Source organism: Pseudomonas sp. GW823-FHT04A03, assembly GCF_058796615.1.
This window is the reverse complement of the sequence record NZ_JBXAIV010000001.1, coordinates 723,541-747,017: the sequence shown is the minus strand read 5'-3', so window position 1 is coordinate 747,017 and position 23,477 is coordinate 723,541. Positions and strand designations below refer to the sequence as shown.

At 59.8% G+C, this 23,477-nt stretch carries 19 protein-coding genes; 3 read left to right on the top strand and 16 right to left on the bottom strand.

What is annotated here, in order from left to right; translation table 11 throughout:
- Positions 1-6 precede the first annotated feature (6 nt).
- The 12 genes from AC1Q9F_RS03075 to rfaH form a co-directional block, all read right to left on the bottom strand.
- Positions 7-1,425 (bottom strand): oligosaccharide flippase family protein, encoded by a 1,419-nt coding sequence (locus AC1Q9F_RS03075; RefSeq protein WP_492619001.1) that lies wholly within the window; start codon positions 1,423-1,425, stop codon positions 7-9.
- Positions 1,426-1,438: 13 nt separating this feature from the next.
- On the bottom strand, positions 1,439-2,392 hold the full coding sequence (locus AC1Q9F_RS03070; protein WP_492619002.1) for a glycosyltransferase family 2 protein: 954 nt from the start codon (positions 2,390-2,392) through the stop codon (positions 1,439-1,441).
- 16 nt (positions 2,393-2,408) lie between these two features.
- The gene (locus AC1Q9F_RS03065) at positions 2,409-3,722 is read right to left on the bottom strand and encodes an O-antigen ligase family protein (RefSeq protein ID WP_492619003.1); all 1,314 of its coding nucleotides are present in this window, start codon (positions 3,720-3,722) and stop codon (positions 2,409-2,411) included.
- Positions 3,719-4,831: a glycosyltransferase gene (locus tag AC1Q9F_RS03060; RefSeq protein ID WP_492619004.1), complete on the bottom strand. Its 1,113-nt coding sequence runs from the start codon at positions 4,829-4,831 to the stop codon at positions 3,719-3,721. The genes AC1Q9F_RS03065 and AC1Q9F_RS03060 overlap by 4 nt, the downstream gene beginning before the upstream one ends.
- Positions 4,828-5,907 (bottom strand): glycosyltransferase, encoded by a 1,080-nt coding sequence (locus tag AC1Q9F_RS03055; RefSeq protein WP_492619005.1) that lies wholly within the window; start codon positions 5,905-5,907, stop codon positions 4,828-4,830. The genes AC1Q9F_RS03060 and AC1Q9F_RS03055 overlap by 4 nt, the downstream gene beginning before the upstream one ends.
- A gap of 2 nt (positions 5,908-5,909) precedes the next feature.
- On the bottom strand, positions 5,910-6,614 hold the full coding sequence (locus AC1Q9F_RS03050; RefSeq protein ID WP_492619006.1) for a WecB/TagA/CpsF family glycosyltransferase: 705 nt from the start codon (positions 6,612-6,614) through the stop codon (positions 5,910-5,912).
- A gap of 13 nt (positions 6,615-6,627) precedes the next feature.
- The gene (locus AC1Q9F_RS03045; RefSeq protein WP_492619007.1) at positions 6,628-7,968 is read right to left on the bottom strand and encodes a UDP-glucose dehydrogenase family protein; all 1,341 of its coding nucleotides are present in this window, start codon (positions 7,966-7,968) and stop codon (positions 6,628-6,630) included.
- Positions 7,969-8,038: 70 nt separating this feature from the next.
- The gene (locus AC1Q9F_RS03040) at positions 8,039-9,430 is read right to left on the bottom strand and encodes an undecaprenyl-phosphate glucose phosphotransferase (RefSeq protein ID WP_492619008.1); all 1,392 of its coding nucleotides are present in this window, start codon (positions 9,428-9,430) and stop codon (positions 8,039-8,041) included.
- A 148-nt stretch (positions 9,431-9,578) separates the two neighbouring features.
- A complete protein-coding gene (locus AC1Q9F_RS03035) occupies positions 9,579-11,891 on the bottom strand; it encodes a GumC family protein (RefSeq protein WP_492619009.1) in 2,313 nt (770 codons plus the stop codon).
- A gap of 2 nt (positions 11,892-11,893) precedes the next feature.
- The gene (locus AC1Q9F_RS03030) at positions 11,894-12,427 is read right to left on the bottom strand and encodes a polysaccharide biosynthesis/export family protein (protein WP_007951324.1); all 534 of its coding nucleotides are present in this window, start codon (positions 12,425-12,427) and stop codon (positions 11,894-11,896) included.
- Between the two features lie 12 nt (positions 12,428-12,439).
- Entirely contained in the window at positions 12,440-13,600 is a 1,161-nt protein-coding gene (locus AC1Q9F_RS03025; RefSeq protein ID WP_039768571.1) for an outer membrane beta-barrel protein, read from the bottom strand.
- A 38-nt stretch (positions 13,601-13,638) separates the two neighbouring features.
- Entirely contained in the window at positions 13,639-14,175 is a 537-nt protein-coding gene (rfaH, locus tag AC1Q9F_RS03020; protein WP_492619010.1) for a transcription/translation regulatory transformer protein RfaH, read from the bottom strand.
- Positions 14,176-14,776: 601 nt separating this feature from the next.
- Between rfaH and AC1Q9F_RS03015 the strand changes: the two genes are divergently transcribed.
- On the top strand, positions 14,777-15,754 hold the full coding sequence (locus AC1Q9F_RS03015; RefSeq protein ID WP_492619011.1) for an NAD-dependent epimerase: 978 nt from the start codon (positions 14,777-14,779) through the stop codon (positions 15,752-15,754).
- A 36-nt stretch (positions 15,755-15,790) separates the two neighbouring features.
- On the opposite strand, the gene tspO is transcribed toward AC1Q9F_RS03015, so the two are convergent.
- From tspO to AC1Q9F_RS02995, 4 genes are all read right to left on the bottom strand, one after another.
- Entirely contained in the window at positions 15,791-16,249 is a 459-nt protein-coding gene (gene tspO, locus AC1Q9F_RS03010; RefSeq protein ID WP_492619012.1) for a tryptophan-rich sensory protein TspO, read from the bottom strand.
- A gap of 37 nt (positions 16,250-16,286) precedes the next feature.
- Positions 16,287-18,461, bottom strand: coding sequence for an ATP-binding protein (locus AC1Q9F_RS03005; protein WP_492619013.1), 2,175 nt, complete (start codon positions 18,459-18,461; stop codon positions 16,287-16,289).
- Between the two features lie 161 nt (positions 18,462-18,622).
- Complete coding sequence (locus AC1Q9F_RS03000; protein WP_492619014.1) at positions 18,623-20,161, bottom strand: cryptochrome/photolyase family protein; 1,539 nt, start codon at positions 20,159-20,161, stop codon at positions 18,623-18,625.
- 25 nt (positions 20,162-20,186) lie between these two features.
- On the bottom strand, positions 20,187-20,729 hold the full coding sequence (locus AC1Q9F_RS02995) for a DUF3833 domain-containing protein (RefSeq protein WP_492619015.1): 543 nt from the start codon (positions 20,727-20,729) through the stop codon (positions 20,187-20,189).
- Positions 20,730-21,110: 381 nt separating this feature from the next.
- Between AC1Q9F_RS02995 and AC1Q9F_RS02990 the strand changes: the two genes are divergently transcribed.
- Together AC1Q9F_RS02990 and AC1Q9F_RS02985 are read left to right on the top strand one after the other, a co-directional pair.
- The gene (locus AC1Q9F_RS02990; RefSeq protein ID WP_492619016.1) at positions 21,111-22,283 is read left to right on the top strand and encodes an acyl-CoA dehydrogenase family protein; all 1,173 of its coding nucleotides are present in this window, start codon (positions 21,111-21,113) and stop codon (positions 22,281-22,283) included.
- The gene (locus AC1Q9F_RS02985; protein ID WP_492619017.1) at positions 22,280-23,473 is read left to right on the top strand and encodes an acyl-CoA dehydrogenase family protein; all 1,194 of its coding nucleotides are present in this window, start codon (positions 22,280-22,282) and stop codon (positions 23,471-23,473) included. Before AC1Q9F_RS02990 ends, AC1Q9F_RS02985 begins: the two co-directional genes overlap by 4 nt.
- The last annotated feature ends 4 nt before the right edge of the window (positions 23,474-23,477 follow it).

The following is a 23,477-nucleotide window of genomic DNA, read 5'->3' as shown; positions in this document are numbered from 1 at the left end:
CTGAACTCAGCGGGAGGTGAAAACCGATTTGAATTCCTGTGGCCAGTGCGGGTGCATGACGCTGTAGCCCACGGCATAACTCAGCGCGCCGATCACGATGCTGCCGATCAAGTGCAGATAACCCTGTAAGCCCAGCTGCGGTAACACCAGCAGCACGGTTGCCGCCATGACCAGTGAGGCGATCACGCTGCGGTAACTGGCTTCGAAAAAGCCGTGCCAGCTGTAACCGATCGCCGTGTTGAGGCCACGGATCTGCAGCGGCGTGATGACCAGCATTCGCGCAAGAAGAGCGGCGGCTGCGGCCATGCCGCCATACAGATTGCCGAGGGTGTAGACCAGCGCCAGGGCCAGCGCGGTGGTCAGCACTTCCGCCTTGATCGTGAGGTGGCTGCGGTTGACCGCCACCAGTGCGGTGGTGGCGTACATGGCGCTGTTGCCGATGGCGGCCGTGCAGGCCAGCACTTGCAGCAGAGGAATGGCTTCGGCCCATTTGACGCCGAAGATCAACAGGATCAGATCGTTTGCCGTGAGTGCGATGCCGATGAACAGCGGCGTCAGCAGAAAGCCGCTGACAGCGGTTGAATCGCCAATGATCCCGATCAATCGTTTGGGCTCTGCGCTGCGCCGGGAGAACGCCGGCAGCGCATAGCTCAGCAAACCGTTGTAGATGGCGGTGCGTGGCAGCTCGATGATGCGCATCGCCATGTTGAACATGCCGACTGCGTTCGCGCCGGCGGTGATGCCCAGGACCACGTTGACCCCGCGCTGCAAGGTTTGCGAGCTCAGCGCGTTGATGGCCACCGGTGCGCCGGACCTCAACAGCTCGCGCAGGATCGGACCGTCGATATGAAAGGGGATGCGCCGCGGGTCTGCACGCATCAACACAATGATCGACACCAGTTCCATGATCAGCGCCTGGGCAATGACCGCCCACGCACCCAGTCCCCAAAGCGCAACGGCAATGCCGCCGACGCCACCCGCCACCTTGCCCAGCAGCGTGCGCGACGCCAGCATCCTGAAGTTGCTGCTGCGGCGCATCTGCGCCACATAGACCCGCGCCATCATGGTGAACAGGATCTTCAGCGAGGCGACCGCCGTCATCCATTGCAGCACCGGATCCGGGGTGTACAGCATGACGGCGCCCGAGATAACACCGATGCTCGCCAGGCTGACCAGCACCGCTGCCCAGTAGGCTGTGCTGATGTGTTTGTCTTCCAGCCGCTCAAGTCGTACCAGCGGGTCTTCCAGCACCGACGAATACACCAGACCGATCAATTCGACGATGGCAATGATCACCGTGCCCACACCCAGCTCGGCTGGCGACAGCAGCCTGGCGTAAGCGACGAAGGTAATCATCGACAGCAGGATCAGCCCGAATTTTTCGGTGAAGATCCAGGTCAATGTCATCAGGCGGTGGTTGGCCATGGCGGATACCGGATCAATGAGCCGTGGTTGACGCCGTTGCCTTGCGCAAGTTTCTGGCAAGGGCATAGAGATAGCGCAAGGTCGGTTTGCCATTGGCGAAGATCAGCGTCTGCCATGAGCAATCCAGCATTCGCCGATACACACCGATGACCTGGTCATGCTCGCCACGTCGGGAAAATGCTTCGAGAAAATCGGTGTGGTTGCCCAGCTCGAAATCGATCCGCTGCTGGCGGGTCAGTTGCGCGCCGTAACGGGCGAGGTACACCTCGATGAAGCGGATTTTGTTCTGGTAGTACTTTTTCGGATTCGCGGTCATGTTGCCGCCATTGACCGTGCGCTCCAGCAGCACCTCCGGCACCGTGTGGATCTCCCAGTGCTCGGCGATCCGGGTCCACATGAAGCGGTCTTCGGAATAGCGCAGGCTGGCATCGAAGCCGCCGAGTTGCATGATCACGTCACGTTTGACCAGCGCGGTGGAAACGCCATTGACGACGTTGGCGTGGATGAAATCGTAGAAATGCCTGCCGTGCTTGAGCCGGTCGTCCAGTTGGCGCCTGCCATCGCTGTAATTGACTTGCGCATAGCAGTCGATCAGCCCCACCGGCCGGCCCTGGCGGGTGAGTTCGTCATACAGTGCCAGCTGCAATTCCAGCTTGCGCGGGTGCCATTGGTCATCGGCATCGAGCATTGCCACAAACGTCTCTGCGGAGTGCCGCAACCCGTGATTGCGGGCGCTGGCCTGGCCTTCGTTGGCTTGCTGCAACAGCGTCAGGCGAAACGGCGCGACGAAGTCTCTGACCCGTTGGGGACCGTCATCGGTGGAGCCATCGTCGATGACGATCACGTGGTCGGGCAGTCGGGTTTGCCGGGCCAGGGACGTCAGTGTCTGCTCGATGCTGTCGGCGCCGTTGTACATCGGAATGACGACGCACACTGAATCTGCTGAACGGGAAGCTTGGTTTGGCACGGTGATTCTCCTTGGATTACGCGCTGGCGGAATCGCGCGGTAGTGCGCTGCCCGACGAACGCTGACGCAGCGCTGCCGGTGAGGATTCGGGGAAGGTCGCGTGGTGGTGCCGGAAGGTCAGGGCCAGCGTGCAGAACACCAGAAACTCGGCGGAGCGATAGTTGGGAATCACGTAGGCCACATAATTGGTGATGGCGAACAGGCCGATGATGACCAGCGCACTGGCGCGAAACCGGGCTGCCTGATTCGCCGTCACGGCGCGGTATTGCTTGAACAGTGCTTCACCCAACATCAGCGCCAGCGCCGTCAACTGGATGAGGCCGCCGTTGAGCAAGGTCTCCATATAGCCACTGTGGGCGTTGCCGATGTAACCCCAGCGGGTGATGAAGGCATCGGCATCAGGGCTGGACCAGAAGGCGCCGAAGCCGTAGCCCTTGAGAAACTGGCTGTCGATGAAAGGCGCGAGCAGTTCCCAGATCAACGTGCGATCGGTCAGTGACGGGTCGCGACCGGCCATTTCCAGCAGTACCGCAAAGTTGCTGTACAGAAACAGGCAAACCAGCAGGTAAAGCAGGGTGCATCCCAGGAACATCAGCTGCGAGCGATTGATGCCCAGGCGGATCATCGTGAGGAAGTACCAGTAGCTGATCGTGCCGGAAATGATCAGCGCCACGCCGGTGGCTGATTGGGCAAGCAGGATGGCAACCAGCGAAAAGAACGAACAGAAGAGCGCCCAGCGATTGCGCTGCCGGATCATCGGCAACAACAGCACGATGGCGATCGCGTTGAGCCGGGCGCCGGCATTCTTTTCGGCGAAAACGCCTTTGAATGCGCCATCGCGAATGCCCCCGGAGAGGAACGCCACTTCAGGCATGACCACAGCGAGCAACAACCCGATCAACGCCGCTATGCCGATGGCGCAACCGAGCATGAAGGTGATTTTTTCAAGGGAGTAGTTATAGGCAAGGAATCCGGCAAAAAACACCACGCCGAGCAGGGCGATGAACCGCTTGAGACTGAGCATCGGGTCGTGGGACCAGCCGATCGATGCGATGACACAGAGCAGGAACACCAGCAGGAAGAAGTTGCTGCGATAAAAGGTCTTGCTGAGGAATACCTTGTTGCGGATGAAAAAGAATAGCGGCACCAGCAGGGTGATGAGGCCGCAGACCTGATTGGCGACGTTGCCTTCGAGGTCTTTATTGATATCGCCAAAGCTCGCGGCACTGCCCAGACCGAGCACAAAAGTGATCACCTGTATGTAAAACAGGATCCCGAACACGGTGAAGGCGTCGCGTAACGTCGAATACCTGATCGTCAATGCGCTCATGATGACGGGCTCCCGATCAACGCTTTAAGGTAGGTCTGCACCGCGCTGGCACTCATGAATCGCGCGGCTGCATCAAGGCGTGACTGACGCTGCAGATCGCGCGGTATGGACAGTTGCTCGGCGATGGCCTGCGCCAGGGCGATCGGATCATCGACAGCGACCAGCGGCGCTACCAGACCGCCAACGAGGATGTCTTGCGGACCATGAGGGCAGCGGGTCGCCACCACCGGCGTGCCGGTGGATAACGCCTCGACCAGCGCGTTGGGACTGCCCTCGAAGCGCGACGAGAGCACGAAGCAATCGGCTGCGGCGACTTCTGCCAGGGGATCATTGGCATAACCCGGCAGATCGAAGCGCTCCGCCACCCCCAGTTGTTTCGCCTGTTCCAGCAGTGCGGCCCTGAGGGCACCTTCGCCAAAAATAATCAGGCGGGCATCGCGATCCGGCAGTGCCGCGAACGCTGTGATCAGCGTGTCGAAACCTTTTTGCGGCGCCAGGCGCCCCACGGCGACAATCACCGTGCCGGACTTTTCCAGCAGCCAGCGGTGGCGGGGCAGTCCCGGCGTCTTCTCGAGAAAGTCGTTGTCGAGCACCGGATTGTCGGCAATGGTCACGTCCTGGCGCCGGGCGAGGGTGGTATCGACCAGATCCTGGGCGACACCGCGCGATACACAGATCACCGGGTTGGGGATCAGCCGATACAGCAGCGGTGCTACCCGATAAGCCATCCGCACCATGAAGTCGGGGTTCACGTGCCGGTCATGGGAAAAGGCATTGCGCTCGCTGACGTGCAGCCGGGCCAGCGTGCCGGACAGGGCCGCCGCGACGATTGCCACCACGTTGACGTGGGTGAGAGCCGCCAGTTGGGCGTCAAAGCGATTGGCACGCAGAAATCGCGTGAGTGCAGGCACCGCACGGACGCTGCGCGGGCTGTGCAATTCAACCTTTTTCACACGCGGGTCGAGATGCGCTGCGTGAATGCCGCCGCCGGTGAGCATCAGCAATGTCACGTCATTGCCCGCATCCACCAGTGCCTTGGCCAGGCGCGCCATCATTTTTTCAGCGCCGCCGGCGCTGAGGTCATGGAGGATGATCAGTAACTTTTTCATTGATTCCAGACCTGGTAATACGCCTGCGCTGAGTGCTGGCTGGTGTAAGGGCGCAGGGTGTCAGTGAGCGTCTCGTCGCTGCAGGCAATGTCATTGCGCAGGGTCAGGTGTCGCAGCATGCCGTCGGCCAGTGCCTGTACATCGTTGACGATAACCAGCTGGCCAAGCCGGCCGTGGTCCAGCAACTCTCTCGGCCCGGTCTCGCAATCGCACGCGAGCACCGGCGTGCCCAGCGCCAACGCCTCGATCAGCACGGTCGGCATGCCCTCTTGCAGGGAGCTCAAAATGAACAGCCGGGCGTGTCTGAGCACGGGATAGGGATTGCTGAGGAAGCCGCTGAAGTGCACCCGCTGTGCGATACCCAATTGATTGGCCTGAGTGACCAGTGCTTCGCGCAACGGGCCATCGCCGGCGATCACCAGATCCGGCAGCGCTGCGCTGCGTAGCGCCAATGCATAGGCGTCCAGCAGCAGGTGAAATCCTTTGGGCTCGACCAGACGCCCCAGGGCTAACCAGTAGTTGCGGGGGAAACCGGCGGGTTGCGGTGCCTGGGCGGCCTGGAACAGTTGATCGGTGACGACGGCGTTGGGGCAATAGCGGATACGCTGCTGACCCCACGGCACCAAGTCGGCGAGGGTCTGGCGCAGGGCCGAGGAAACCGTCACCACCTTGCCGCTGCCGCACAGGTACAAGGTGTAGAGCAGGCGCAGGCTTGAAGGGCCGGTTTTCTGTTCGCTGCAGTCGAGTGTCGCGTGGCGGCTGTAGATGACTTTGCAGGCACTGCCCAGGGTGGCGAACCACGTGCAGAGGTTCGCCTGTTCCTTGGCGGAAATGAGGTGGGTGACGCCTTCACGCTGTATGAGCCGGCGCAGCAATACGATGGACTTGAACAGGCCGGCGATGCCGCTGCCGCCACCGCTGAAGCATTGAATGTCCCGGGTGTCGGGCAGGTCCGCGTTCATGACGAAAAAGCTCACGCGCCGGCCGTCCTTGAGAAACTGCTCGGACAACCGTTGCTGAACGCGCTCGACGCCACCGCCGGGCTTGAAATCCTTGAGGATAAACAGGATGTGCATGGTCATTCCCCGACGCTGATGGCGACTTTGTGTCGAACGATCATGTTCAGCAGGTGCAGGAAGTTGGTGGGGTAATCGATGAGGTAGCGCTTGATCGTGTGGGGCTCGCGGTACATGCGATAGAACGCGCGCAGGTGCAATCGATTGATCAGTGCCGGGTAGTACTGCCGCGTGGCCAGGGCTTCTTGCCGGATGAACCCGCCACAGGTGAAGGCGACCCCGCGAAAGCCTGCGCGCAGGGCATCCTGCTCGAACTGCTCTTGCAGTCCGGCGCCCAGGCCGACGATCAGAATGTCCGCTGCGCTGCGACAGATGTCAGCCCGAATGCCTTCGGCCTGGGCGGCGTCGAAATAGCCGTCGTGGTAGCCGGCGATGCTCAGTTGCGGATAAAGGGCCTTGATCTTGATGATGAACAGATCAAGTTCAGCTTGTCGGGCGCCGACGAAATAGACGCGTTTGCCCTGTTGCTCGGCGCTGCGCAGCACGACGTCAGCTATCGAGGTGAAGTCGAAGCTGACCCGGCCAATCGTTCTGCCGGTGACGCGAGACATGAAGGTCGACATCAGCATGCCGTCGCAAAAATAGGCAACGGTGCTCGGGTTCTGCTCGAAAAAGCTGCCGATCGAGGCAAAGTTGATGAAGGAATAGGCCTGGTTGGCTTCCAGTAATTTCGCCGAGTACTGCCCGACTATTTCCAGTTTGAACATGGCGCGGCTCCTTTCAGAAGGCTGAAGGGGTCTGCCGACCCACGGAGACGTAGGTGAAACCGCGTTTGCTCAATCGCTGCGGATCGAACAGATTGCGCCCGTCGAAAATCAACGGCTGTTTGAGCAACCGGCTGAGCTGGTCGAAGTCCGGTGCCCGAAACGATTGCCACTCGGTGACGATGATCAGGGCGTCGGCATTTTTCAGCGCCGCTTCCTTGGTGCCTGTCAGCGTCAGGTCGTCGCGCGAGCCGTAAAGGCGCTGGGCCTCTTCCATGGCTTTGGGATCAAACGCCTGCACGCTGGCGCCGGCTTGCCACAAAGCCTCCATCAGTACCCGGCTGGGGGCCTCGCGCATGTCGTCGGTGTTGGGTTTGAAACTCAGCCCCCACAGGGCAAACGTCTTGCCGCGAAGGTGACCGTCGAAGTGATCGAATACTTTGCGATAGAGGCTGGCTTTCTGTTCCTGGTTGCGCGCCTCCACGGCCTTGAGCACCCGGGCGTCGATGTCGACACCGTCGGCCGCGTGTATCAGCGCCTTCACGTCCTTGGGAAAACACGAGCCGCCGTAGCCCAGACCTGGGTAGATAAACTGGTAACCGATGCGCGGGTCTGCGCCGATGCCGTGGCGCACCTTTTCGATGTCGGCGCCGAGCTTTTCAGCGAGGCAGGCCATTTCGTTCATGAAGCTGATCTTGGTCGCCAGCATGCAGTTGGCGGCGTATTTCGTCAGCTCGGCGCTGCGAACATCCATGACGATGATTTTTTCGCGGCTGCGATTGAACGGTTCATACAGTTCGCGCATGACCTCCTCGGCACGCGGGCTGTCGGTGCCGATGATGATCCGGTCCGGGCGCATGCAGTCTTCGACCGCACAGCCTTCCTTGAGAAATTCCGGGTTTGAAACCACGTCGAACGTCAGATCGCCGCGACCGTTGTCGGCCAGCACCTGCTCGATACACGCTCGAACTCGGTCCCCCGTACCGACGGGCACGGTGGATTTGTCGACGATGATCTGGTGCCGATCCATGTTCAGCGCGATGGTCTGCGCCACGCTCAGCACGTATTGGAGATCCGCCGAACCGTCTTCGTCGGGCGGTGTGCCGACGGCGATCAACAGCACATCGCCATGGTGAACGGCGTCCACTAGGTCTGTGCCGAATCGCAGCCGGCCGCTTTGGTAGTTGTCGCGCACCAGGCTTTTCAGGCCGGGTTCGTACAGCGGCAGCGTGCCCTCTTTCAATGCCTCGACCCTGCCGGCGTCGACGTCGACGCAGAGCACGTTGTGCCCGACCTCGGCCAATGCAGCACCCTGGACAAGGCCTACGTAACCAATTCCGAATACGCTCACATTCATGGTCGAACCTCAGGTCGTCGTGACGGTTATCAACGGTCGGGCAGGGGAGCGGCAGACGCGGGAAAGGGGCTCAGTAGATGTTTTTCGAGAACAGCGTGAAGGGGGTCTTGATAAGGATTTTGATGTCGAGCCACAGCGACCACTGGTTGATGTAGTTGAGGTCCTGGGCGACGCGCAGCTGCATTTTTTCCACGGTCTCGGTTTCGCCACGATGGCCGGTGATCTGGGCCAGCCCGGTGATGCCCGGCTTGAGGCGATGCCGGGCCATGTAGGCGCGCACCTTGCCGGTGTAATAAAGGTTGTGGGTGACGGCATGCGGGCGGGGCCCGACCAGGGCCATGCGGCCGGACAGCACGTTGAACAGCTGTGGCAATTCGTCGATGGAACTGCGGCGCAGGAAACCGCCGATCGGCGTCAGGCGGTCATCGTTGCGGGTGGCCTGGCGAACCTCGTGGTCGTCGTGAACGTGCATCGAGCGAAACTTCCAGACCTTGATCACTTCGCCGTTGCAACCATGACGGTTTTGCTTGAACAGCACCGGGCCTGCGGAGGTCAGCTTGACGGCAACGGCCACCACCAGCAGCACGGGGCTGAGCAGAGCAATGGCCAGGCCGGCGAGGCTGCGTTCAAACAGATCCTTGCAAAACAGGCTGGCAGGGTGCGAGCTGAGCAGGCTCTCGTTGAGGTAGATGGCCGGCATCCGCTCGATTTCCGAGATCGAATGGTTGAGCAACACCATGCTGCCGAAATCCGGGATCCACACCACGTCGACATTCATGTCCAACAGATCGATGTAGAGCGCTTCGATGGTGGCGGCATGGGCCATCGGCAGCACGATATAGACGCGGCGCACTTCCAGGCCCGTGATGATCTCGCGGATGGCGGAAACGTGGCCGAGCAACGGCAGAATGCTGGGTGCGGGGCCACTGCTGTCGGCAGCGGCGATGAAGCCCAGCACCAGCGCGCGGTTCGGCAGTGACAGTTTTTTCGCCAGTTCATGGGCCGTCGGGCAGGTACCGATGATCACCGAGCGGCGCCCGTTGCAGACCTTGCGCGAATACAGGCGGGCCAGGTAATGCAGAGGCAGAAAGCTTATGGCCTGGGCCACGAAGCCCAGCACCGCCCAGACCATGATCACCTGGCGTGAATAAATGGCGCTGGTCTGGGTGAAGAACGCAATCGCCGCCAGAACGGCCAGCAGGATCAACCAACCGGCCAGCAACCTGCCAAGCCCGACCAGCAAGCCATGGCGTTTGTGGTAGACCTGCATCACGCTGTAGATCGGCACCGAGCCGAGCACCGTCAGAATGATCAGGATGCGGTATTCGCTGGTCAGACTGCCGACGCGCCAGTGCACGAGCAATATCAACAGCGCGGTGACCAGCGACAGCGCGCACAGCCACTGGCCCCAGAACGTCAGGCCTCGGCGGTGTGTCATGTGAGCGGTATAGAGCGATGTCATGGGCTTAACCTCGAGACAGCATTCATGCATCAGCGCGAATCGAGCAGGCACGGCGTGCCTCCCGATGGCTTTTCCGTAGCTCGGCGGAGGTGAAGCGAGTGGTGCGTTGGCAGAAGAGGGCGTAGCGGCGGGCGTATGCGCCCGATGGTTACCTGGGCGCGAAATCGTAGTTATAGAACGCCCGGGAGTGGTGGTAGCCGTACTTGCGCGCCTTGCGCAGGTCGACCTGGTTGAGCACCGTGCCAAAGACCGGCACATGGCTTTGTTGCAACATGGCAATCCCTCGCTGAACCTGGCTGATCGAGGTGCTGTCAGCCTTGACGACATAGATCACCGCATCGGAATGTCTGGCCAGCAACAGCGCGTCACTGATCATCTCCGCAGGGGGTGAGTCGATAATGATGTGGCGATAGCGTGATCTGAGCGCCTCGAGCATGCGTGCCATGCGCGGCGAGCTGAGCAAATCCTGGGGTGGCGGCTGAACCGGGTTGAGCGGATCGCCAGGGGACGGCAGGCGCGGCGCAACGAACATGTCCAGCGACGGCGGCAAGACCTTTCCGGCCGGCAACATGTCCAGATTGCCCACTGAAACAATGCAGTCTTCAAGCCTGGCCGTGCCGGCAATGACATTCGCCAGGCCGGGGCTGTCCGGAGGGAAATCGAAGTTCAGCGACAGGGTTGGCTGACGCATGTCGGCATCGATCAGCAGCACGCGTTCCAGCGGCGTCAGCGAACTGGCCAGATTGGTGGCGATGGTGCTTTTACCCTCACCGGCAACCGTCGAGGTCACGAGTACCACCTGTGAGGGCTTTTCGCTGCTTTGCAGCATCAGCCAGGTACGCAGGTTGCGAATGGTCTCGGAAAAGCGCGGATTGTCGTTGTCCTCGAAAAGCCGTGCCAGTTGCCGGCGACTTTTTTTCACCACCAACGGCACGACGCTGAGCAGTGGAACATTCAACACGCTCTCGATCGACTCATCGGTTTTGAAGGTGTTGCTCAGACTTTCGAAGAGCAATGCCAGCCCGACGCCGATGACCGCAGCGACCAGCCCGACGATTGCGACTATCAATGTCTTGCGGGGTTTGCTTGCGTCGACTGGAACGATGGCCGGGTCGACGATGCGCACTTTCGTCGAGTCCATGTCGGCGGTGGCCGTGGTTTCTTTCAGGCGGGTGACGAAGGTTTCATACAGCGCGCGTGTGCTGTCGACCTCACGCTGGAACTCGCGCAACTGGAACTCTTTGCGCGCGATGTCCTGGATTTGCGCCTTGTTGCTATTGAAGGATTGACGCAGCGACGCTTCGCTCGCCGTGGCGAGCTGGTATTGCCGCTCAATACCGGCCACCACTTGCTGGACCTGTAATTGCAGGCTGGTGGTGGCGGTGCGCAACTCGGTTTGTGCGGAAATCAGGCTGGGGTGCTTCGGACCATAGCGGCCCGCCAATTCATCGACCTTGGCTTGAGCCACAGCGCGATCGGCCTGGAATTTCTGCACCAGGGGATTGCTCAAGACCGCAGGCACGCTGGAGAGTCGGCTCAGATCGCCGTTGCCCAGTGCCTTCGCCTGCCGGTACTCACTCTCGGCTTCAGCGCGGTTGCGACGGGCGTCGACCATGCGGTTACCGGTCATTTCCAGTTCGTTGGCGCTGATGGTGGCAACGCCGCCAACATCCACCAGACCTTGTTCTTCGCGGTAACCCTGCAGTTTTTTCTCGGCCGCACGCAGGTTGTCGCGCAGCTTGATCAGACGCGTGTTCATCCAGGCCGTGGTGGTTTGCGATGATTTCTCGCTGGTATCGAGCTGGCTGTCGGTAAAGCCCTGAGCCAGTGCGTTGGCCGCCGCTGCCGCGAGAACGGGGTCTGGCAACTCGACTTCGATTTCGAGCAACTGGCTTTTGCCAACGAACTTGACGCTGGTGTGCAGCATGAGGTTCTGCGTGACCTGATTGAAGACGTCTGCTTCAGTGAGCTGCTCTTTCTTCGGCGGTAAAAATCGACCCAATCCCGGGATCCATTGATCAAGCTCCAGATTGGCCAGCCATTGGCGCGGAGCAAACCAGGGCTTTGGCTGCTGGCGCGGGTCGGTGACCGGGTGGGTCGTCAGACCGAGTTTTTTCACCGCGCGTTCGGCAAGGTCCCGCGATTGCAGGAGCGCCTGCTGGGTCTGCAAGTAATCAGTGGCGTTGCCGCCTGAGTCCTTGACTTGCTGGAACGACATCAGAGGAGGTGTCTTGTCGTTGAACAGCAGGGTGGTGCTGCCAATGTATTGCGGCGTGATGCTGGAGACCACAGCGGCCGCCAGTGCGCAACTCAGCAGAACCAGCCAGCCGATGCTCCATTTGGCGCGCCAGATGACCCTCCACAGATTGAGCAGATCCAGGGTGTCCTTGTCGTCGCCGTGCTGCGGATGCAGGTGCGCTTGAAGAGGACGTTCGACGTAGTTGCTAGGGCTGTTGTCCATGATCAGAAAAAGCCTTGTGCAATGGAAATGGTATCGCCGGGGGCAATCGTGGTGCTTCGCGTAACGTTATCGGTCACGGTCGCGCCACCATCGCCGCGCAAGATGGTTACTCGTTTCATCGAGGCCCGTTCGGTCAGGCCGCCGCCCAGCGCGATGGCTTTCTCCAGTGTCAGTCCGGGCACGAACGGGTAGCTGCCGGGCTTTTTCACTTCGCCATTGATGTAGAACGAGCGGTATTCGATCTGGCTGAGACTGACTTTCGGGTCGATCAGATAACCCTGCTTGAGCCCGTCGACGATGATTTTTTCGACCTGGCCGGGAGTCAGTCCCTTGGCGGAAATCTCGCCCAGGAACGGATAGGAAAAGGTGCCGGCGTCACTGAGCCGGATCTTTTTCATGCTTAATTCCGGCTCACCGAAAACGATGATTCGTAACACGTCGCCGGCAGCCAGTTTGTATTGCGTGTCGGGATCTGCCGCGTAGGTATGAGGTATGAGAAACAACGCGAACAAAAGAAAAACCATGCGAGCGTTCATGTCGAAACCCTCTTAAAGGCTGACGTTGAAGCTGATCTGGAACACGTTGCGGGTGAAGCTTTCATTGTCGGCATCGGAATCGTTGTCGCGATATCGATAACCCAGTTCGATATCCAGCCAACGGCGCATCGCGTACACCACGGCCAGGTTGTAGTCCTGAAGATTGTCGGTACGGCTTTGGCCTTCGTAGACATAACGGCCGTAACCGGCCTGTGCCACCGTGGTGATCCGTTCGGTCCAGCCGTGACGCCAGCCGACCTGGGTGAACGTCGACTTCACGGCATCAGCGCCATCGTCACCCTCGGCGAGGGCTTGGCGAGCGACGAAGGTGAATGTCGAATAGGTTCGCGGTTTCCATTGCAAGTCCACTTGCCAGGTCGGGTTATCGAGGTCTTTGGATTCGCTGTTGTCGAAGTTCTTTTTCTCATAACCGACGCGGACCTTGCCCGTCGTGCGTGCCGTGAAATCCCATACGGCACCGGCCATGACGGCGTCGGATTTACTGCTGCGCGGGCTGTTGGCCTGCTGGTAGTCAAAGTCGGTGTGGTTATATTCCACCAGACCCCGGGTGTTGCTGCCGATGCGGTGATACCAGGTGCTGGTGAGGGCCGTGGTATTGCGTTCCTTGTCGTCGTTGATGCCATCGGCGTTGTCGTAACGCAGTTGGGCGTAACTGGCCCCGAGATCGATCTGATTGTCAGCGCTTTTCGCACCGAAGGTGTAGAGACCACCCACCCGTTTGTTGTTGAGTTTGTCGTTGATTCCTTCGACTGCCGTCGATTCCGTGCGCTCCCATTTGCGGTATTCAGCGTCGAGCTTCAGACGATGCCGGTCAGTAAACTCCATGATGCTGTCGGCACGCACGCGTTGTGCCGTGTTCGAGGCATCCGACTCGTCGTGATAAATGTATCGAGTGGGTTGCCAGATCAGTCGTGTGGCACTGTTGCGATCCTCGGCCTTGAGCTCGAAAGAAGGCGCCAGCTTGGTGACCATGGAGGACTGCTTGCTGTTTTCCAGCTCGCGAAAGTTGTCGTCATAACTTTCTGAAAACAGGAAGGATGGCGTGAAGTCGAATCCGTAAACATCAATGGCTTGCGGATTGATGCTCCAGGCCATTTCAGGATAGAGGCAGGCCATCATCAGTGCGACAGGGCATCGTGACTTTAAAGCCATGTTAGAGCTCCTGAGCAAAGGCATGTAAGGCAAAGTCATTAGTTATAGGTGTGAAAGCCGGCTTGTTGACGTTCAATCACGCTGAGTGGCAAACAGACAGGCTGCTCACGGTTAAGAAACTGCAGAAGGATCATGACGCGGTCGGTACCGTGCAACCCCAGAAACACGCCTTCCAGTGGCGCGAGCGGACCGCTGACGATCTGCAGGTTTTCTCCGGGTTTCAGCGCTTCATCCGGCTGCGACAACGTTGATTCAAGGCAACGTGCACGCAGATGCTCGATGACGTGCTCCGCCACTGTCGCGGGACCATGATTGAATTCGACAAAGCGACTGACCCCTCGAGTGGAGCGCAAGGGTGCCCAGTTGTCGTCACGACTGAGTTGGATGAACAAGTACCCGGGGAAGAGGGATTCCTGGACTCGCTGTCGTTTCCCGCGAATGACGCGTTCACTGACGAGTTGGGGGTGAAAGACCACGTAGTTTTGTTGAAGCAGGTTGAGGTGGGCACGCTCATCCTGACGTGGCTTGCATTGTAAAAGGTACCAATTAGGTTGGTCCGAGCTGATGACTGGCATGCTTGTAAACTCTTTGATGATCGAAAGTTTATGGCAGGCAGAAGCTCTAATGAAGGCTAAGTAATGGCAGGCAGTGAAAGTATTTTTATTGTTGGGGGATTGAAGTGTTTCAATTATGAATCACAAGTGTTTCATTGGTGCACATCGCGCGGTGAAGTTGTGCCCTGTTATGCGGCGTCTTCGGGTCATTGTCGGCTTAACTTTTCAGAAGACAAAGCTACCGCACGGTCTGTTCGTCGCAGCCTTAAGGTTAGGTAACTAAGTAGTTGCCCCTGAAGCGACAGGGCGCGAGTAAGTGATTGCTCGCGCCCTGTAAAAAATCAACCTTGGTAGTTATCGGCCAGACTTTGCGGTCTGTCAAACGCTACCAGTCAAAAAACACGCCATCCATCCAGTAATGAATTTGCCAGTATTCAACCTATTGTTTTTAAATGGTTATTCCTTTTGTCTGAATGGCAGAAACTTTTTCTGCTTACTACGGACGAGGCTGTCATTTAGATCAGAAACTGTCCCCAATATTGGGTGTTGTTATAAAAGCTCGACTCAATAAGTCGACCGAGGCTATAACTAATCGCCTGTCGGCTTAAGTGGAGCAGGGATTATGACCGTTCTTGTTACAGGTGCTGCGGGCTTCATCGGGTATCACACGGTCAAACGACTGGGCCTGCAAGGCCAGGAAGTTGTCGGTATCGACAACCTCAACGATTACTACAGCGTGGCTCTCAAACAGGCGCGGCTCGAACAGTTGAGTAGTCTGCAGGGTTTCAACTTTGAAACACTGGATATTGTCGACAAGCCTGCCTTGATGGCGTTATTCAAGGCGCACGATTTCACCGAGGTCGTGCATCTGGCCGCTCAGGCAGGTGTTCGCTATTCGCTCGACAACCCGGATGCCTATGCGCAATCGAACCTGGTGGGGTTTCTCAATGTGCTGGAAGCCTGCCGACACCATCCGCCCGCGCATCTGATCTACGCCTCCAGCAGTTCGGTATACGGAGCCAACAGCAAATTGCCATACAGCGTCGACGATGCGGTCGAGCATCCTGTGTCCCTGTATGCCGCCACCAAGCGTGCCAATGAACTGCTTGCCGACAGCTACTGCCATCTTTACGGTTTGAAGGCCAGCGGCCTGCGTTTTTTCACGGTTTACGGGCCCTGGGGCAGACCGGATATGGCGCTGTTCAAATTTACCGAGGCCATTCTTCAAGGGCGGCCGATCGATATCTACAACAAGGGTCAGATGGCGCGGGACTTCACTTACGTCGATGACATTGTCGAAAGCATCGCCCGACTGTGCCCAAAGCCTCCAGAACCGGACAAGGAGGCGCAGGGCGTCAACCGGATTTTCAACCTGGGGCGCGGCAAACCGGTAGCGTTACTGGATTTCGTCGACTGCCTCGAGCAGGCACTGGGCATCAGGGCCCGGCGCAACATGTTGCCGATGCAGGCAGGCGACGTCATCAAGACCTGGGCTGATGTTTCAGCACTGGCGCAATGGATCGGGTTTTCTCCCCATGTGGAAGTTGAAGAGGGCGTGGCGCAGTTTGTGAGTTGGTATCGCCAGTATTATCGGATTTGAGCGAGTGGCTAATGCTCATAGTCCGATGGCGTCCGGTCATGAACCGAATCCTGCCCGGTTATTGCGCATGATCGAGAAATTCAACGCCGCAGCGACACACAGCCAGGCCAGGTAGGGAAACAGGATCAACCCGGTGATCACATCCAGGCGCAAGGCCAGGACCACCATCGCCGCGACGACCAGCCACAACAGCACGAGAATGACCATCGCGAAAACAATCCGCTGCGCACCGAAAAACACCGGCGTCCAAAGCGTGTTCAGGGCAATCTGCGCCGCCCACAATGCGAGCACCATTTCGCTGCCGGGAATCGTCGTCAAACGGTAGCCAACCCAGGCCAGCAGCAAATAGATCGTCGTCCAGGCCACCGGAAACACCCAGTTGGGTGGCGTGAACTTCGGTTTGTTGAGCTGCGCGTACCATTGGCCGGGCTTGAAGACCATGCCGGTGGTTGCGGCTGCACCGCAGGCGATCAGGAAAATCAGGAAAGTCACCATTTATCACTCCTTGGCCGCAGCCAGTCTGCTTGGGTTGCTATTTGGCTCTCGACGACATCAGGTCAATCACCCGCGCCACCAGGGTGTCGACCGCGAAGGGCTTGGTCAGTACCTGCATGCCGGGCCCCAATTGGCCGGCGCCGATCACTGCGTTTTCTGCGTATCCGGTAATGAAAAGCGTCGTCAGGTTCGGGCGGATCTCTCTGCCGGCGTCGGCCAGTTGCCGGCCGTTCATGCCACCCGGCAGGCCGACGTCGGTGATCAGCAAGTCGATATGCACGTTCGATTGCAACGCCTTCAGCCCGGCAACACTGTCGCATGCTTCGAGCAGGTTGTAGCCGAGATCGCCGAGCACTTCAGTCAACAAGGCGCGCACGGTCGGTTCATCGTCCACCACCAGAATGGTCTCGTTGGCCTTGGGGACTACAGCCGGTGCGATGTGCTTGTCATCGGGACTTTGCACGGGTTCGCCACGGTGACGAGGCAGGTAGATGCACATCGTGGTGCCCCGGTCGACCTGCGAGTGCACACGCACCTGGCCGCCGGACTGCTTGGCGAAGCCGTAGATCATCGACAAGCCCAGCCCTGTGCCCTGGCCCAGCGGCTTGGTGGTAAAGAACGGGTCAAAGGCCTTGGCGATTACATCCGCCGACATGCCGGTGCCGGTATCGCTGACGCACAGGCACACATATTCACCCTCGGGCATATCCAGCGCGCCGGCGGTCTCGGCGTCCATGATGCGATTGGCCGTTTCGATGGTAATGCGTCCGCCGTCGGGCATCGCATCGCGGGCATTGATGCACAGGTTGAGCAATGCGTTTTCCAGCTGACTGGCATCCACCAGTGTCGGCCAGAGCACCGGCGAGCCAATGGTTTCCAGAAGAATGCTCGGGCCCACGGTGCGCTGGATCAGTTCGGTCATGCCGGTCATCAGCATGTTGACGTCGGTGGGTCGCGGATCGAGGGTCTGGCGTCTGGAGAACGCCAGCAGGCGGTGGGTGAGGGCGGCGGCACGCTTGACCGCGCCCTGTGCGGTGACCATGTATTTGTCGACTTCGCTCAACCGGCCCTGACTGATCCGCGTACTCATCAATTCCAGTGCACCGGAAACGCCGGCCAGCAAATTGTTGAAGTCATGAGCCAGGCCGCCGGTCAGTTGGCCGACTGCTTCCATCTTTTGCGACTGACGCAGTTTTTCCTCTGCTTGCATCAACTCGGCGGTGCGCGCTGACACTCGCTGTTCCAGTGTGTCGTTGAGCGCACGCAAGGCGGCGATAGCTCCGTCGCGCTCTGCTTCGACGGTGCGGCGTTCCTCGACGTCAATCAGTACGCCGGGGAAGCGAACTGGTTTCTTGTCATCGGCACACTCAACGCGGCCGTTGGCTTCGATCCACTGGTATCTGCCGTCCGCGCGGCGCACACGGTACTGATGGGAATAGGCGCCACCGCGGCCAATGGCTTCGTCGATCGCCGTGGTCAGCCCGTCCCGGTCGTCGGGGTGCACGCTGGTGATCACCTGTTCGAGGCTGAGGCCTTCGCGCCCCAGACTCGGGTCGAGGTTGAACACCTGGGCGAAGCCTTCGTCGATGGCAAATCGATCAGTCAGCAGGTCCCAGTGCCAGGTGCCGATAATGGCGCCGGCGGCGAGGGCCAGTTGCACGCGTTCGACGTTCTCCCGGGCAATCGCCTCACTGGCGCGCAAGCGCTCCTCGGCGTCGCGCCGTTCGGTGACGTCGTTGAACAGGATCGCGATCTGCCGGTCGGCCGGATCGCCGACCCGCACGGCGCGCACATCGAACCAGCGTTCAAAGGTATTGGCGTAATTCTCGAAGTTCGCCGGTTCCCCGGTCTTGGCCACGTGGCCGTAGGTTTCGAACCAGAAGCGTTCCAGATTGGGTGCGAATTCGGTCACCCATTTGCCGCGCAGGTTGACCCCGCACTGGCGCTCGAACGCCGGGTTGGCTTCAACGAAGTAGTAGTCGACAGGCTCGTCGTTGGCGTCGAATTTGACTTTGACGATGGCAAACGCCGACTCGATGGTTTCCAGAATGGTGCTGAAGCGTTCCTCACTGCGGGCGAGCGCAGCTCTGCTGGCCTGCAGTTGGGCCGCCACATTTTGCTCAGTGTCGACTTCATTGCTCAGCAGCGCGGCGCGTAATCGCTTTACCTCGGACTCAAGTGCTTCGCGATCAAGGTGTTTGAGGGTATCCATTTCACCTGCTTTGTCAGGTTTTTCAGGGGCCGGATTCATGGGGCGGACAGGCCGGACTGGGGCAGTGGTCATCTCGAAGCGGTCTGGCTGGATTGTTGTTCATTCGTTGACCGGTGGCGTCGTCGGTAAGTTTCACGAATGGCCCCGGGCGAACGCTGATTTCAGATCGACTCCCCGTTATCCAGGCGGGCCAGCAGCGACTGGCCGCGTTGCCACAGTGCCTCTTGCTTGGCCTGCGGCATGCGGTCGAGGTTCTTGTACATCATGGCCATACGCTGATTGCCGCGCAGCAGCTCGCCGTGGCGCATCAGGAAATGCCAGTACAGCGAATTGAACGGACAGGCATTGTCTGCCGTACTTTCGCTGACCTTGTACGCGCAACCGCGGCAGTAATCGGACATGCGATTGATGTACTGGCCGCTGGCGCAATAGGGCTTGGAGCCGAGATAACCGCCATCGGCGTGCATGACCATGCCCAGCGTGTTGGGCAGCTCGACCCAGTCGAAGGCGTCCATGTAGATCGCCAGATACCACTCGCAGATTTGGCTCGGCGCGATGCCGGCGAGCAGGGCGAAATTGCCGGTGACCATCAGCCGTTGAATGTGATGCGCGTAGGCATGCTGCAAGCTTTGCCCGATGGCGTGGCGCATGCAGTTCATCTGCGTATCGCCGGTCCAGTAGAACTCGGGCAAAGCCCGGGTGTTGCCGAGCGCGTTGCCCAGCGCGTAATCAGGCATTTTCAGCCAGTACACACCCCGCACGTATTCGCGCCAGCCAATCAATTGCCGAATGAAACCTTCGGCGGCATTGAGTGCAACACTGCCGGACCAGTACGCCGACTCCACGTCGCTGCACAGCTGCCGCAGATCCAGCAGGCCGATGTTGAGCGCCGCACTGATGCGTGCATGAAACAGGAAAGGCTCATCACTGGCCATGGCGTCCTGGTAATCGCCAAACCCGGCCAGACCGTAATCGAGAAAGTACGCCCAAAGAGCCTGCGCATCGGCATGGGTGACGGGATAGTTGAAGTCATCGAGCGCGCCGTAGTGCTGGCTGAAACGCGCCTTGACCAGTGCCAGTACTTCGCTGGTGATGGCGTCATTACTGAAGCGCGCCGGGTAGGGCGCTTTCACGCTTTTGGGCAGGGCTTTGCGATTATCCGCATCGAAATTCCACGCGCCACCCACCGGCGAGCCGTCGCCATTGAGCAACAACCGGCTCTTGCGGCGCATCTCCCGGTAGAAAAACTCCATGCGCAGCTGTTTCTTGCCCTCGGCCCAGGCGGCGAACTCTTCGCGACCGCACAGAAAACGTGTATCGGCGTGCCAGTGAATCGGCAAGCCGCATTCCTTCATCGAGTGCTCCAGCCGCCAGTCGCCACACTCGGTGACGTGGACTTCTTCGGCCTGCAACAGCGCCTTCCAGCGATGTAATTCACCCGGCACCGAACCGCTGTTATCCGGATCATCCAGCCTGACGTATTCGACGCGTACATCCTGGTCTTGCAGCGCCTGGGCGAAATGGCGCATGGCGCTGAAGATCAGGGCAATCTTCTGTGGATGGTGGGCCACATGGCTGGCTTCTTCCATGACCTCAACCAACAGCACCGTGTCGCGCTCGGCATCGAGTGCCTGTAAGGAAGCCAGGTCGAAGGACAACTGGTCGCCCAGTACCAGGCACAAGCGGCGGGTAACGTTCATTCAATCAAGCTCTGGGTTGTACGGTTCATTGGCTGGCTTCGGCGCCCTGGCGGCGGAAGAACAAGGTCACCTGACCGACTTCCACGCCGAACTTGGACATGCTGGTGCGGTTGATCAACGTGTCCTCGTCCATCAGGTACATCCAGTCGTCCATGCTCACTTCATAGGTCGAATCGTCGACCGCCAGGTTCAGGCGATAAACCCAGTGCACGGCGTTCCCGGCAATCTGACCCTGGGCAGCGCCGATCACATCGCCGGCGCGACCGCTCCAGCGTCCCTGGCCTTCGGGCGTCAATGTCCATACGCGGTGCTGGCGGGTGCCGTCGCTGTACAGGAAGCGCTCGTCGAGAATCAGGTTGTTGCCTTCGCGACGGCTGACGATCGTGACTTCAAAACGCTTGGTCACTTCGCCGCCAGGCTTCTGAAATATCCCCCAGGCTTTGACGGGCTGGCTGAAATAACGCTCCAGACTCAGTGCCGGTTGTTGATCGGCATAACGCGTGACATCCACGTTGCTGCAGCTTGCGAGGTTGAGCATCAGTGCCAGTAACAGCAGTAATCGAGTCATTGCCTTGCTCCCTGATCGCAGGTGTTGAGGGAGAACGTTCGAAGCATTTTCTTGTACGCCGGGCAGGGCGCGTACAGGGTTGTGGCCGATTCATTAAGCTTTATCGAGTAAGAACTACGCATGAAGCTGTATCGGTAGCGATAAAAATTGTACGAAGATAGTTTGTTTGTATAGGTTTTAAGCAAGGTTAGGCGGAAAAAAACCACCTGACAACGAAACGGCGATCTTTTTCTATCGATGCGAAATCCCGCATGCCCTTCGACAACCTCCATTCGGACTAGGCAAGCCTGACGATTCTGCCGCGCACCGCCCGGACCAGACTGGCGACTCGAAGGGGCACCACTTCACGGGTGCTCCGCTAGACGAGTAGAAGGCGCCGCGATGGAGTTTGCATTCAGCGACGAACAGGAAATGATCCGCGAATCGGCCGAAGGTTTTCTGGCCGATGTCTCGGATTCTGCCGCCGTGCGCGCGGCGATGGTCAGTGAGCGGGGTTTCGACGAGGCGCTGTGGCAGCGTCTGTGCCGTGAAATGTACTGGCCGGCGATTCACATTCCCGAAGCCTATGGCGGTCTGGGACTCGGTTTTGTCGAACTGGGCATCCTGCTGGAACAGATGGGCCGGCGTTTGCTGTGTTCTCCCTTCTTCGCCACGGCCTGCATGGCCACGCCGGCATTGCTGCTGGCCGCTGACGATCAGCAGAAGCAACGCTGGCTGCCGTTGATTGCCGACGGCAGTGTGACCGCAGCGTTGGCGTTCAACAGTGCCAACGGCCGGGCCGCCGAAGACGTGCAGGCCTCAGTGGTGAAGGAGGGCGACGGTTTTGTGCTCGACGGCACCCTCAATCATGTGCTCGACGGGCACGGCGCTGACCTGCTGATCATTGCGGCGCGGCTGCCCGGATCGGTGGGCGAGGCGGGCATCAGCCTGTTCGCCGTAGAAGCCGATCAGCCCGGAATCGAGCGTCAGATGTTGCCGACGATGGACCAGACCCGTCGTCAGGCTCGCATTCGGCTCAACGGCCTTTACGTTGACGCGCAATGCCTGCTCGGCGAATTCGGCGCGGGCTGGCCGCACCTTGAGCGCGTGCTGCAGCTGGCCTGCATCGCCCTGGCCTGCGAACAGACCGGTGGTGCGCAACAGGTGCTGGACCTGAGCGTGGCCTACATGCAGGAACGCCAGCAGTTCGGCCGACCGATCGCCAGTTTTCAAGCCCTCAAACACCGCGCCGCCGACATGATGCTGCAAGTGGAATGCGCGCGTTCGGCCAGTTATTACGCGGCCTGCGTTGCCCAGGAAGTGCTCGATCCTGACGGTGATCCGCAAGTAGCCAGCGAGCTGCCGACGGCAGCAGCGCTGGCCAAGGCCCATTGCTCGGACACCTTCTTTCACTGCGCTTCGGAAGCCATTCAGTTGCACGGCGGGGTCGGGTTCACCTGGGAATACGACGTGCATCTGTATTTCAAACGCGCCCGCGCCAGCGAGAGTTTTCTCGGGCTGCCGGCCTGGCATCTGGAGCGTATCGCCGAGGCGATTCTGGGGGAGCAGCCATGAAAATCAGTTTCAGCGAACACGATGAACGTTTCCGCCAGGAAGTGGCCGACTGGTTGCGCGTCAACCTCAGCGGTGAATTCGAAGCCCTGCGTTTTCGCGGCGGCCCGGGTGACGAGCACATGTTCCCCGAGGAACGCAAAGCCTGGGAGCGCAAGCTTGCCGAGGGCGGCTGGACCTGCGTGGGCTGGCCTCCGGAGCACGGTGGCCGTGGCCTGTCGATCAGTCAGCAAGTGATTTTTCACGAGGAATACGCCCGCGCCGGCGGTCCCGGACGCATGGGCCATATCGGCGAAGGCCTGGCCGGCCCGACCATCGCGGCCTTCGGCAGCGCCGAACAGCAACAGCGATTCTTGCCGGGCATCGTCAACGGCACGGCATTCTGGTGCCAGGGCTATTCGGAACCGGGCGCCGGCTCGGACCTGGCCAACGTCAAAACCCGGGCCACGCTGGATGAAGACAGCGGCAGCTGGATCATCAACGGGCAGAAAGTCTGGACCTCGCTGGCCCATGAATCGGACTGGTGTTTTGTGCTGGCCCGCACCGAGCCCGGCAGTGTCGGCCATCGCGGTCTGTCATTCCTGCTGGTGCCGATGGCGCAAGCCGAAATCACCGTGCGACCGATCGAACAACTGACCGGCACCTCGGAATTCAACGAAGTGTTCTTCGACGACGCCCGTACCGATGCCGCCAACATCGTCGGCTTGCCGGGCGAAGGCTGGAGGATCGCCATGGCGCTGCTCGGTTTCGAGCGCGGGGTGTCGACCCTCGGCCAGCAGATGCAATTTCAAAATGAACTGAACGAAATCATCGGCATCGCCCGGGCCAATGGCGCCTCGCGCGATCCGGCCTTGCGCCAACGTCTGGCCCAGGCCTGGAGCGGTCTGCGGATCATGCGTTACAACTCGCTGCGCATGCTGTCGGGGGCGCAGGACGGTTCGCTGCGCAAGGAGGCGACCATCTACAAGCTGTTCTGGTCAACCTGGCACGCCAATCTCGGCAAGCTGGCGATGGATGTGCTTGGCGCCGATGCCGAACTGCTTGAAGCCGCGCCGTATCAACTCACGCGCCTGCAATCGCTTTACCTGTTCAGCCGCGCCGACACCCTCTACGGCGGCAGCAACGAGATCCAGCGCAACATCATCGCCGAGCGCGCTTTGGGCATGCCCAAAGAGCCACGCCTTCCTGTGTGATCAA

Bases quoted from the DNA above. Each gene is read 5' to 3' on its own strand.
- AC1Q9F_RS03075 (WP_492619001.1), bottom strand. From the start codon at position 1,425: ATGGCCAACCACCGCCTGATGACATTGACCTGGATCTTCACCGAAAAA.
- AC1Q9F_RS03030 (WP_007951324.1), bottom strand. From the start codon at position 12,427: ATGAACGCTCGCATGGTTTTTCTTTTGTTCGCGTTGTTTCTCATACCT.
- AC1Q9F_RS03050 (WP_492619006.1), bottom strand. From the start codon at position 6,614: ATGTTCAAACTGGAAATAGTCGGGCAGTACTCGGCGAAATTACTGGAA.
- AC1Q9F_RS03065 (WP_492619003.1), bottom strand. From the start codon at position 3,722: ATGAGCGCATTGACGATCAGGTATTCGACGTTACGCGACGCCTTCACC.
- AC1Q9F_RS03000 (WP_492619014.1), bottom strand. From the start codon at position 20,161: ATGAACGTTACCCGCCGCTTGTGCCTGGTACTGGGCGACCAGTTGTCC.
- AC1Q9F_RS02995 (WP_492619015.1), bottom strand. From the start codon at position 20,729: ATGACTCGATTACTGCTGTTACTGGCACTGATGCTCAACCTCGCAAGC.
- AC1Q9F_RS03035 (WP_492619009.1), bottom strand. From the start codon at position 11,891: ATGGACAACAGCCCTAGCAACTACGTCGAACGTCCTCTTCAAGCGCAC.
- tspO (WP_492619012.1), bottom strand. From the start codon at position 16,249: ATGGTGACTTTCCTGATTTTCCTGATCGCCTGCGGTGCAGCCGCAACC.
- AC1Q9F_RS03045 (WP_492619007.1), bottom strand. From the start codon at position 7,968: ATGAATGTGAGCGTATTCGGAATTGGTTACGTAGGCCTTGTCCAGGGT.
- AC1Q9F_RS03040 (WP_492619008.1), bottom strand. From the start codon at position 9,430: ATGACATCGCTCTATACCGCTCACATGACACACCGCCGAGGCCTGACG.
- AC1Q9F_RS03055 (WP_492619005.1), bottom strand. From the start codon at position 5,907: ATGCACATCCTGTTTATCCTCAAGGATTTCAAGCCCGGCGGTGGCGTC.
- AC1Q9F_RS03005 (WP_492619013.1), bottom strand. From the start codon at position 18,461: ATGGATACCCTCAAACACCTTGATCGCGAAGCACTTGAGTCCGAGGTA.
- AC1Q9F_RS02990 (WP_492619016.1), top strand. From the start codon at position 21,111: ATGGAGTTTGCATTCAGCGACGAACAGGAAATGATCCGCGAATCGGCC.
- AC1Q9F_RS03025 (WP_039768571.1), bottom strand. From the start codon at position 13,600: ATGGCTTTAAAGTCACGATGCCCTGTCGCACTGATGATGGCCTGCCTC.
- rfaH (WP_492619010.1), bottom strand. From the start codon at position 14,175: ATGCCAGTCATCAGCTCGGACCAACCTAATTGGTACCTTTTACAATGC.
- AC1Q9F_RS03060 (WP_492619004.1), bottom strand. From the start codon at position 4,831: ATGAAAAAGTTACTGATCATCCTCCATGACCTCAGCGCCGGCGGCGCT.
- AC1Q9F_RS02985 (WP_492619017.1), top strand. From the start codon at position 22,280: ATGAAAATCAGTTTCAGCGAACACGATGAACGTTTCCGCCAGGAAGTG.
- AC1Q9F_RS03015 (WP_492619011.1), top strand. From the start codon at position 14,777: ATGACCGTTCTTGTTACAGGTGCTGCGGGCTTCATCGGGTATCACACG.